This is a genomic window from Nocardia sp. NPDC049737, assembly GCF_040674755.1.
Lineage (GTDB): Bacteria > Actinomycetota > Actinomycetes > Mycobacteriales > Mycobacteriaceae > Nocardia.
Map to the genome: position 1 here is coordinate 73145 of NZ_JBFANH010000033.1, position 10919 is coordinate 84063.

10 protein-coding genes are annotated in these 10919 nt (G+C 65.8%); 5 read left to right on the forward strand and 5 right to left on the reverse strand.

What is annotated here, in order from left to right:
* Positions 1 to 115: 115 nt before the first annotated feature.
* Positions 116 to 1432: an acetyl-CoA C-acetyltransferase gene (locus tag AB0J47_RS34565; protein WP_364356037.1), complete on the reverse strand. Its 1317-nt coding sequence runs from the start codon at positions 1430 to 1432 to the stop codon at positions 116 to 118.
* Positions 1433 to 1677: 245 nt separating this feature from the next.
* Here AB0J47_RS34565 and AB0J47_RS34570 point away from each other — a divergent pair, with 245 nt between their 5' ends.
* Positions 1678 to 3036, forward strand: a complete 1359-nt coding sequence (locus AB0J47_RS34570) for a 3-oxoacyl-ACP reductase (protein WP_364356040.1) — start codon at positions 1678 to 1680, stop codon at positions 3034 to 3036.
* Positions 3036 to 3902: a MaoC/PaaZ C-terminal domain-containing protein gene (locus tag AB0J47_RS34575; protein WP_364356043.1), complete on the forward strand. Its 867-nt coding sequence runs from the start codon at positions 3036 to 3038 to the stop codon at positions 3900 to 3902. The genes AB0J47_RS34570 and AB0J47_RS34575 overlap by 1 nt, the downstream gene beginning before the upstream one ends.
* A 173-nt stretch (positions 3903 to 4075) precedes the next feature.
* Here the strand turns inward: AB0J47_RS34575 and AB0J47_RS34580 are convergent, their stop codons facing one another.
* From AB0J47_RS34580 to AB0J47_RS34595, 4 genes are all read right to left on the reverse strand, one after another.
* Entirely contained in the window at positions 4076 to 5353 is a 1278-nt protein-coding gene (locus AB0J47_RS34580) for a DUF5685 family protein (RefSeq protein WP_364356046.1), read from the reverse strand.
* 122 nt (positions 5354 to 5475) lie between these two features.
* Positions 5476 to 6075 carry a TetR/AcrR family transcriptional regulator gene (locus tag AB0J47_RS34585; RefSeq protein ID WP_364356049.1) on the reverse strand — a complete coding sequence of 200 codons (600 nt, stop codon included), beginning with the start codon at positions 6073 to 6075 and terminating at the stop codon, positions 5476 to 5478.
* A gap of 218 nt (positions 6076 to 6293) precedes the next feature.
* On the reverse strand, positions 6294 to 7454 hold the full coding sequence (locus AB0J47_RS34590) for a glycoside hydrolase family 3 N-terminal domain-containing protein (protein WP_364356052.1): 1161 nt from the start codon (positions 7452 to 7454) through the stop codon (positions 6294 to 6296).
* Between the two features lie 39 nt (positions 7455 to 7493).
* Positions 7494 to 8822, reverse strand: coding sequence for an ADP-ribosylglycohydrolase family protein (locus AB0J47_RS34595; protein ID WP_364356055.1), 1329 nt, complete (start codon positions 8820 to 8822; stop codon positions 7494 to 7496).
* Positions 8823 to 8967: 145 nt separating this feature from the next.
* On the opposite strand from AB0J47_RS34595, the gene AB0J47_RS34600 reads away from it, so the two are divergent.
* From AB0J47_RS34600 to AB0J47_RS34610, 3 genes are all read left to right on the forward strand, one after another.
* Positions 8968 to 9447: a universal stress protein gene (locus tag AB0J47_RS34600; protein WP_063046417.1), complete on the forward strand. Its 480-nt coding sequence runs from the start codon at positions 8968 to 8970 to the stop codon at positions 9445 to 9447.
* Between the two features lie 57 nt (positions 9448 to 9504).
* Entirely contained in the window at positions 9505 to 10596 is a 1092-nt protein-coding gene (locus AB0J47_RS34605) for an isochorismate synthase (RefSeq protein ID WP_364356058.1), read from the forward strand.
* A 115-nt stretch (positions 10597 to 10711) separates the two neighbouring features.
* Positions 10712 to 10879: a DUF2613 domain-containing protein gene (locus AB0J47_RS34610; protein ID WP_364356109.1), complete on the forward strand. Its 168-nt coding sequence runs from the start codon at positions 10712 to 10714 to the stop codon at positions 10877 to 10879.
* The last annotated feature ends 40 nt before the right edge of the window (positions 10880 to 10919 follow it).

The following is a 10919-nucleotide window of genomic DNA, read 5'->3' on the forward strand; positions in this document are numbered from 1 at the left end:
TACCGGAGTTCGCAAATATCGCCGCGAAATCCGTTGGTGTCGAATAGAACTCGCAAGTGCGGCCACAAACAGGAGGCGGCGTCGGCCGAGTCGGACGCCACCTCCTGTCGGCTGTCTAGCGCTCCAGGATCGCGACGACGCCCTGGCCGCCCGCGGCACAGATGGAGATCAACGCGCGGCCGGATCCCTTCTCCGCCAACATCTTCGCGGTGGATGCGACGATGCGGCCGCCGGTCGCGGCGAACGGATGCCCCGCGGCGAGCGAGGAACCGTTGACGTTCAGCTTGCTGCGATCGATCGAACCGAGCGCGCCGTCCAGCCCCAGACGCTCCTTGCAGTACTGATCCGACTCCCACGCCTGCAGGGTGGCCAGCACCACCGAGGCGAAGGCCTCGTGGATCTCGTAATAGTCGAAGTCCTGCAGGGTCAGGCCATTTCGGGCCAGCAGACGCGGCACCGCGTAGGTGGGCGCCATCAACAGGCCGTCGGGGCCGTGGATGTAATCGACCGCGGCGACCTCGGAATCGACCAGATGCGCGAGCACCGGCAGGTTGCGCTCGGTGGCCCATTCCTCGCTGGACAGCAGCACCGCGGAGGCGCCGTCGGTGAGCGGGGTGGAGTTACCGGCGGTCATGGTGGCATCGCCCAATTTGGTGCCGAAGACCGGCTTCAGGGTGGCCAACTTCTCGATGGTCGAACCGGGACGCAAATTGTCGTCGCGGGTCAGGCCGAGGAACGGAGTGATCAGATCGTCGAAGAAACCGCGGTCGTAGGCGGCGGCCATATTCTTGTGCGACAGGTAGGCCAGTTCGTCCTGGGCCGCGCGCGCGATGCCGAATTCCTTGGCGGTAATGGCGGCGTGCTCCCCCATGGACAGACCGGTGCGCGGTTCGGCATTGCGCGGGATTTCGATGCCGAGCATGGCCGGACGCAGCTGACCGACCAGCTTGAGACGGTCCTTATTGTTCTTGGCGCGGTTGGCGTCGAGCATCCACTCGCGCATGGACTCGCTGACCCCGATCGGAGCATCGCTGGTGGTGTCGGTACCACCGCCGACACCCGCATCGATGCGACCGGCGGCGATCGCGTCACCCACGGTGACGATCGCCTGCAGGCCGGTGCCGCAGGCCAATTGCAGGTCGTGGGCCGGGGTGTAGGGGCTGAGCTTGCTGCCGAGCACGCTCTCGCGGACCATGCCGTGCTCGCCGACGCGCTTGAGCACCGCGCCACCGACGACCATGCCGAGACGTTCGCCCTGCAGCCCGAACCGGCTCACCAGACCATCCAGTGCGGCGGTGAACATGTCCTGGTTGGAGGCGTGGGCATAGGCCTTATCGGAGCGGGCGAACGGAATCCGGTTACCGCCCACGATCGCAACCGGGCGTGGGCCCTTCTTTGCCGTGCTCTTCGCTGAACGGGCTTTGGTTGTCACTCGAGTCTCCAAGGTCTCGTCGGGTGCCCGGTGGGCCGTTCGACACGGACGTGTCCGCGCAGATCGGCGCCCCGTCGCGGTTGGTTTACTTTAAACTTACTCTGGAGTAAGTTTGTTGTCGAGACCGTACCCCGCAAGTGTGCGTAAATTCGCGCCGGGGCATGTAGTACGCGAGCAGACCATTCGGCAACGCAGCCACCGGCGTGCCGAAAACCACGACTCACGAGACAGAAAAGGGAGAAACAGTGGTAGCCAGCAAGAGCAAGGGTGCTCCCAACCTCTACGGATCGTTCGTACACTCCGCTCCCGGCCAGTTCCTGGCGAGCAAGTTGGGCCTGCCGCAGCCGCAGAACCTGCGTCGCTACCAGGCCGGCGAGCCGCCGCTGCCCGGTCCGGTGCTGCTCGGCGGCAAGGGCCGCGTGGCCGAACCGGTGCGTACCCTGCTTTCGGACTACACTTTCGCCGACGCGCCCGCCTCGGGTCAGAAGTACGGCGCGCTGGTATTCGACGCGACCGGCATCGGCACGGTCGAGGATCTCTCGCAGCTGTTCGAGTTCTTCCAGCCGGCCATGCGCAGCGTCGCGGCATCCGGTCGCATCGTCGTCATCGGCACCACCCCCGAGCTGACCGCGGGCGTGGACGAGCAGATCGCCCAGCGCGCACTCGAGGGCTTCACCCGCAGCGTCGCCAAGGAACTGCTGCGCGGCGCCACCGCCCAGCTGGTCTACCTGCACCCGGAGGCCTCCGCCACCGCGTCCGGTCTGGAATCCACACTGCGCTTTCTACTTTCGGCCAAGTCGGCCTTCGTCGACGGTCAGGTCATCCGGGTCGGCAAGGCCGACGCGGTCGCCCCGGCCGCCTGGGACAAGCCGCTCGACGGCAAGGTCGCCGTGGTCACCGGCGCAGCGCGCGGTATCGGCGCGACCATCGCCGAGGTATTCGCCCGCGACGGCGCGACCGTGATCGTCGCCGATATCCCGGCCGCCGGTGAGGCCCTTTCGGCCACCGCCAACAAGGTCGGCGGCACCGCGCTCGCGCTCGACGTGACCGCACCCGACGCTGCCGAGAAGTTGGCCGAATTCGCCACCGAGCGCTTCGGCGGCATCGATATCGTCGTGCACAACGCCGGTATCACCCGCGACAAGCTGCTCGCGAATATGGACGAGGGCCGTTGGAATTCGGTCATCAACGTGAATCTCGCCGCACCGCACCGCATTACCGCGGGTCTGGTGGCGCGTGGCGCGCTGAAGGAGGGCGGTCGCGTGATCGACGTGTCCTCCATCGCCGGCATCGCGGGTAACCGCGGCCAGACCAACTACGGCGCGTCCAAGGCCGGTGTCATCGGCATGGTCAATGCAGAGGCGCCGAAGTTGGCCGAAAAGGGCATCACCATCAACGCCGTCGCACCCGGATTCATCGAAACCGCCATGACCGCCGCCATTCCGCTGCCCACCCGTGAAGCCGGTCGACTGATGAGCTCGCTACTGCAGGGCGGACAGACCATCGACGTCGCCGAGACCATCGCCTACTTCGCCAGCCCGGCGTCGAATGCGGTGAGCGGCAATGTGGTTCGGGTCTGCGGTCAGAGCCTGATCGGAGCATGATGACCGAAACCATCACGCTCACCGAACCTCCCAAGAACAGCAGCCTTTTCGTAAAGGCCGCGCTCGGTGCGGTGCCGGTGCCGCTGGTCTCGGCGCGCAAATCGACGCTGCCCGACCGCGTGGTCCGGTTGGCGGGCCTGCGCGTGGATCCGGATCACCTGGCCGCGTACTGCCGGGCGACCGGACTGCGGTTCGGCGACTCACTGCCGCTGACCTACCCGTTCATCCTCAGTTTCCCGCTGGCGATGCAACTGGTTGTGGCACGCGACTTTCCGTTCGTCGCGGTGGGTGCGGTGCACGCGCAGAATCTGATCGAGCGCGGTCGCGAGATCTCGGTTAGCGAGCCGTTGGACTTCACCACGCATATCGAGAATTTGCGTGAGCACCCGAAGGGGCTGCTGGTGGATGCGGTCACCGAGGTGAATGTCGGCCGGGAATTGGTGTGGCGCCAGGTCACCACCTTCCTGCACCAACAGCGCACCTCGCTCTCGGGCGAACCGAAGGGTGAGCCGAAGCCGGAAGAGGTTCCGCCGCCGCCGATGCGCACTGTTCGGGTGGACCAGAAGACGATCACCCGTTATGCGGCTGCCTCCGGTGACCACAACCCGATCCACACCTCGGCATTGGGCGCCAAGGCATTCGGCTTCCCGAAGGCGATCGCGCACGGCATGTGGTCGGCCGCGAATATCCTCTCGAATGTCGAGGGGCGGATTCCCGAAAAGGCCAGCTACGCAGTCAAATTCGGTAAGCCGATTCTGCTGCCGTCCACGGTGAATGTGTATGCCGACCAGGTCGACGGTGGTTGGGATCTGGCGCTGCTGAACCCGAAGAAGGGGTATCCGCATCTGACGGCCACCCTGCGCTGATTTCGGATCTCGACCGAAGCCGCACCCCGGATAGGGGTGCGGCTTCGCTGTCTCCCCGACTCATCAGGCCGATTCGGTTGCCGCGTACCAATTCGCCTCCCGCGCAGTGAATCACCCGATTCGCTGCGCGGCGTGACAGAACCTGCGCAGCATCTGCTGGTGGTGGGACTCACTCAGCAGTCGCAGCCGCAACCGTCGCAGCAACAGCCGTCACAATCGCAGCAATTACAGCCATCGCAGCAATTGCCGCAGTCACAGCAGTCGCCGCAGTCGCAGTTCTTGATCCAGGCGTCCTCGCGCTTGCCGCTGCACGGGTTGGTGTGGTCGGCGCAGCAGGCGTAGCCGGTGCAGTAGACGCCGAGGACCAATGCCAGCGCCTCGCCGATGCCGGGGCGACGCGGCGGCCTATCGAATCCCGTTCCCGGCGGCATCGGGTACTGCATTGTCGCGGTGTGCCGAGATGTACTGCAGGCGTGAGCGGTTGTGCCGAGGCCGCGGCCGACTCTGCGCACTAGGGCGTGCAGCGGGTCGAGCAGCATCCAGCGGATGGTGGGGACCTGGTCCAGTTTCGCCTCCGCGACCGCCTCGCGCAGGTTCGAATCCGATTGCCGCAGTAGGTCGTAGGCTTCGGGCATGGTGGTCGCGGTGGCCGCGAGCGGGTTGAAGCGGCCGCGGGTTCGGTCGTCGTCGAAGTCCTCGACCGCATCGGCGAGATGCGCGATGCGTCCGAAATGCCTGCCCGCCTCGCGCAAAGCGGCAACGTTTTCCGGGCGGTCGGCCAGCACCGCGGTGTGGGCGAAAAATTCCGCGCCGCAGACCTGCGTCGGCGCGGTCAGATCATCGAGAGAGATTGTGCGAGAGGCCGACGCTTCATCGAGCAATGCGTCCGCTGCGGAGCGGTTGGCATCGACCGAGGCGAGAGCTTCCAGCCGCGACTGCGAATTTATCGCGGCGACAAGCGGTTCCACATCGAGGCCGATCAGGGATGCCTGCGAGCGCGCGTGGTCAGCCCAGCGGCTCGATACCTTCGTCATCGGACGCCGGGTGAGTAGCGAACTGTCACCATCGTCGAGGTGATCGCGAATCTTGGCCGATCCCAATAACAGTGACGCCGTGGCGGCCAGCAGTACGCCCGGCGAATCCGCACTCGCCACCTCCGCGCGACGCATCCCCCGAAGTGCGCACGGCCCCGCCGTCGTTCGCCCTATCGAGCCGGACATCTGCGCCTCGGTCAGCACGCTCAGGACGATCGCATCGGTATTGGTCGCCGCCCGCGCCAACTGCCCGTGCCCATCCCGCAGCCCCAGACACAGCCCACACATATGTGTGCGCCACGTGCTCGCATCGATGCCGTACTTCTCGGCCCCCTGCGAACACGGCCGCAATATCCCGAACAATTCCGCCCCCGTTCCCCGACCACTACGCCGGTCCACTCTCTTGATCTCCCGCACTCTGGCAGTCCGTTAACGCCGCCGCAAGCCGAGCCGCGATCAACACATGCGCACAGACCGCATCACCCCGTGGACAAGGTGTACAACTGCGAATAGAGGTGCACTGCCACCGGGGCAGGGAGTTACTCCGCCTTCTTGCGCCCCGCGAGACCGCGCCAGGCGAGATCGTCCAGCAGGTCGACCGCCTCGGAGACTTCGATGCGGCCGCTGGCCACACGGTCGGCGATGGCCTCGCCCGCCCCGATGACAGCCACCGCGACGACGTCGAAGTTGGTGCCGGGTTCGGCGTGCTTGGCGCTGGATTCGAGGAGTTTGGCGGTCAGTTCGATGACGCGTTCGCGGGCGTTTTCGATTTCCGAGGCGAAGGCTTGCTGGCCGATCGCCTGGCGGTAGAGCACCTGCCAGGAGTTGCGGTTGCTGTCGACGAATCCGAGGAAACCCTCGAGGGCCGTGCGGACCTGTTCGTGCGGGGAAAGTTGCGGATTGCCCGCAGGCGCTACCGATTCGATGAAGCGCAGTCCCTCGCGCTGGATGCAGGCGCGGAACAATTCATCCTTGGAGCCGTAGTAGAGGTACAGCATCGGCTTGGAGATTTTCGCCTCGGCGGCGATCGCGTCCATCGAGGTGTCGTGGAACCCTTTACGCGAGAACACCTCGACCGCGGCGTCGAGCATCTGCTGCTCACGAACCGCCCGAGGAAGTCGCTTCGTTCCGCCCGCCATCACTCTCCTACCGCATGGTTGAGCTCTTATATTACTCCAAGGTAAGTTCGGCGGGTCGGATTGCGCGTTCGTAAGTTCGGCGAACTATCGGCACTCGGCTCCCATCCTGCGGACCGCGATGTCCTTGGATTCGCGGGCGCAGCTGTTCAGCTGACCAGCAGAGGAATACTACGGCTGTCCGGCGATAAGGCAGCTGTACAACATACGAGAGCCGGGTTTCAGCAGGACGGTAGCGCGCCCTTGTATCGAGCCATCCGCAGCACCGACGCGTCGACCCGGTCCGCCGAAAGGCGTCCGCTCGATACCGCCTGCTCGAGGCGGTCCAGCACCTGCGGCACCGCATCGGTGGTGATCCACAGGGCATTGTCGGCCCCGGCGATCAGCGCCGCCTCGACCGCGTCCTCGATGCTCATCCGGCTGGTGATCGCGGCCATGCCGCCGAGGTCGTCGGTGAAGATCGGACCCTGGAACGGGGCCGCGCCGTAGCCGGTCCCATCGCGCAGCAACGCCATGGCCTGCGGACTGATGCTGGCAGGGACATCGGCGGTGGTCAGACCGGGTACGTCGAGGTGACCGACCATGGCGGCGGCACCGGAGTCGACCAGATTGCGGAACGGCACGAGGTCGACACTCTGCAGCTGCGTCAACGGCGGGGTGCGGACGGCACCCGTGTGCGAATCGCCCGATCCGGAGCCGTGGCCCGGAAAGTGCTTCATCACCGTACCGACGCCGACCTCGTTCATGGCGCGGATGTAGGCGTCGGCGAATTCGGTGACCACCGCGGGATCGTCGGAGAAGGACCGGTCACCGATGACGGACTCGTCGGGCTGACTGCTCACATCGACGTCCGGCGCGAAGTCCACCGTGACGCCCAGATCCTTCAGCGCGCGGCCGCGGGTCACGGTGGCGTCGTGGAACTGCTCGGCGGTCATGGTCTGGGCGGTCACCCGGGCCGATGGGGCCGGACCGATCAGATCCTTGACCCGGGAGACCCGGCCGCCCTCCTCATCGATGGTCACCATCAGCGGCACCTTCGCGGCGGCTTTGACCTGTTTGATCAGGCCATCGGCCAGCAGCGATTTATCGGTCCAGCCGCCGACGAAAATACCGCCGACCTGCGAATTGCGCACCACATTCGTGGCGTCGTCGGCACCGGTGACACCGACGGTCAGCAGCTGCCCCAGCTTCTCGCGCAGGGTGAGTTTCGCGAGGTAGTCGGCGCCGCAGTCGCCTTTGGCGGTGGTGGTGGCGGGAGCCGCGGAACCGGTCGCCGCGGCGGGAGTCGCGGATTTCGACGGCGCGGGGCCGGAGTCACCGTTCGAGCACGCCGTCGCGACGGCGGCCAGGATTGCGAGCAGGACGAGAGGCGTCTTCCGCATGAGAGTCCACGGTAATCGGCGCGCTCCGGCTGGTCCGACTCAGGTACGGCTAGCGGCCAGTCGCTGCGTCCGGCGGGCCAGGTCGCCGATCCGGCTGCCGTCATGGCCGAAGACCGCGCTGTGCAGTTTGTCGTGGAACGGGTCGGTCCAATGGGTCGGGATACCACGGTCGCCGACGCGGATTCCGGCGACCGAACCCGCGGTCGCGCCGTTGGAGTCGGTATCGCAACCGCCCTGTACCGTGAGCGCGATGGTGCGGGTGAAATCGCCTGCGCCCCAAAGTAATCCAGCGGCGACGAGGCAGGCGTTCGGAATGGCGTGCACCCAGTTGTAGTGGTCGTGGCGGCGATGGATGGCTTCGAGAGCCTGCTCCCATGGCATGCCGCTGCCATGGTCCGCGAACACTTCGGCAACCGCGACGCGCAACCTCGAACGTTCCGGAATGCATTGTTGGGCAACCGAGAGCGCATCCGAAATGCCGTCGGCGGTGAAAGCCGCGGCCACCAATGCGGCCGCCCACATCGCCGCGTACACACCGTTGCCGGTATGGGAAAGTCCGGCATCGCGGGCGGCGAGTTCAGCGGCACGTACCGGATTACCCGGGTTGACGTAACCGTAGATATCCGCGCGGATCATCGCGCCTATCCACTCACGGTACGGATTCCGATACCTGGCCACCTGCGGCGGTTTCCGACCGGCGATCAGATTGCGGTAAGCGACCCGCTCCGCGGTGTAGGTCTGCAGAAATGGCAGATGTGCCAACCAGGCGTCCGCGACATCGGACTGCGTGAAATTCGTTCCGCACGTTTCCAATAGGTGCAGTCCCAGCACGGTGTAATCGACATCGTCATCGCGCGGTGCGCCGTCGATTCGGCCCTTCGCCGATACCGGCCAGGTCGGATTCAACGGATATTCCGCTGCCGGCGGCAATAATGCGGGCACATAGTCGGTCAGTGGATAGGCATCGGTGCGCTCGAGATAGGCGCGGATTCGCGCGGGCGTCCAGACGAATCCGTTTTCCAGCGGCTTACCGAGCGTGCAGCCGACGCAGCGCCCGAGCCAGCCGCCGTGGATCCGCTCGAAAAGCTCGGGTATCGCCGCGACCGGCCGCATTACCGACTGCGGTGCCGCGGTTTCGGATTCGTCATAACCCCAGTCGGGATCGTGTTCGGTGCTTTCGAGTCGATCGAAAACCGCCCAGCATTCGGCCGGTTCCGCATGATCGGCGGCGACCAATGCGCGCACCTCGGACTCGAACTCGGCTACCGGATAGCCCGATTCGAGCCGCTGCCGCCATTCATAGAACAGCAGCGTCCGCGGGTCGATCTCGTGCCTGCCGAAGAACACCAGTTCGTTCGCATCGGGCATATCCGCTCCTGGTCCGTGTCGCCCAGTCGATTTTTCTGTGCAATCCTTTCCCACAGCAAATTATCCGCGCGCGGCAATACCGCGAGGCGAGGTTGTCCGGAGTAATCTTGTGGCGTAGCCAAATGACTCCCAACTGGAGGTCATCGTGCCGTGCGATCTCATGCTCATTGCCTATGACGGGTCCGAAAATGCCAAGCGGGCCATCGAATACGCCGGTCGGTTTCTCGCGGCCAACAGAGCGGTGGTGCTCACCGCCTGGGAACCGATGGTGCGTCAGGCCGCTCGGCTGTCCGGACTCTCCGGTGTGATGCAGCCGGAATGGGTGCCCGACGAGGAGATCGAGGACGTCGCCTATGTCGATGCCCGCAATACCAATATCGAGGGCGTCCGCCTGGCCAAACTCGCCGGTCTGAACGCCGAGGCGCGCACGGCGGAATGCACGTCGACGATCTGGAACGCCATTGTCGAAACCGCCGACGACCTGGACGTCGACATCATCGTGGCAGGCACGCGCGGCGCCACCGGTATTCGAGCGCTGATGCACAGCAGCGTCGCCGACGCCGTGCTCAAGCATTGCCACCGCCCGGTGCTGATGGTGCCGCCTGGTAAGGAACCGCGTCGCTGAGATTTGGGTCGCTCAGGTGGCTCTGCTCCGGGTTTGCGGGGTTATGGTCGAGGAATCATGAACGGTTTCTTGCTCGCTCAGCCCGGTGGGGTGATCCGCGCGTCCGGGACCCGGGTCGCCTTCGATGAGGCGGCGCGGGCGGTGGCGGCGCTGCGGGACGGGACCGCCGAGCTGATCGTGGGGGCCCTGCCGTTCGATCCCCGGAATTCGGCCGCGCTGTGCGTTCCTGAGCAGGCGCAACGCACGGTCGGGTCATGGCGGCCCGCAGCACTTCCGGACTTGCCCGCCGTTCGGGTTATTGCCGAAATGCCGAGTCCGGCAGAGCATGTCGCGCGGGTGACGAAATTGGTCGAGCAGTTGAACGATCCGGCGCAGCCGTTGCGCAAGGTCGTGGCCGCTCGATCGGTGCTGGCCGAGGCCGCTAGCGCGTTGGAACCGGAGTTGGTCGCGGGACATCTGCTGACCAGACATCCGCATGCGAATGTTTTCGCGGTCGACCTGACGGCGGCGGATCGGCCGGGTGCGACGCTGGTCGGCGCCACGCCGGAGGTGCTGGTCGCACGGCACGGCGCGACCGTCACGTTGCATCCGCTAGCGGGGACACTGCCGCGCCTCGCCGATCCGGACGCCGATGCCGCGCAGGCGCAAGAGTTGTTGGCCAGCACCAAGAATCGTGATGAGCATGCGTTCGTCATCGATTGGATCCGAGAGGTGCTCGCGCCGGTCTGCGCGGAACTCACCATTCCGGACAGCCCGCGGCTGATCAATACCCATGAGGTCTGGCATCTCGCCACCCCGATCACCGGCCGCCTACGCGATCCCGCGACGACCGCGCTCGACCTGGCGATCCGACTGCACCCCACCCCGGCGGTCTGTGGCACGCCGACCGATCTCGCCCTCGACACCATCGCGCACATAGAAGAGGAACGCGGCTTCTACGGCGGCGCGGTCGGCTGGTGCGATGCGTACGGCGACGGTGAATGGGTGGTCGCGATTCGCAGCGCGGAAATCGCCGCCGACGGGCGTTCGATCCGCGCCTTCGCGGGCGGTGGCATTGTGGCGGCTTCGGATCCGCACGCCGAATTGGACGAGACCACCGCCAAGTTGCGCACATTGCTCGGCAGTTTGCACTGCGCCATCCCGAGCTGAAGGACCCGCGCCCCGCTATTCGGTTCCGCTATCGGTGGCCTGAACGTAGGTGATCGCGCGCGGCCCTGCTAGGTTGGCCCAGAATGTGCCTGCATCGATGTATTGGAGTGCCGCGATGAAGTTTGCTGTCCCTGGTGTTGCGAGTGCGGTCGCCGGCGCCGTGTTGGGCGCGATCGCGGTGTTCGTCATCACGATGGCAGTTCAGCAGAACACGCGGCCCGACATCGAGCGCAGCGACTCCACCTCTTCGCTACTCAACAACGTTGAGTACGGCAGCCGCTGATCCCCGGCGGTGCGAGCGATAGGCCCGTAGGCGGCAGCCC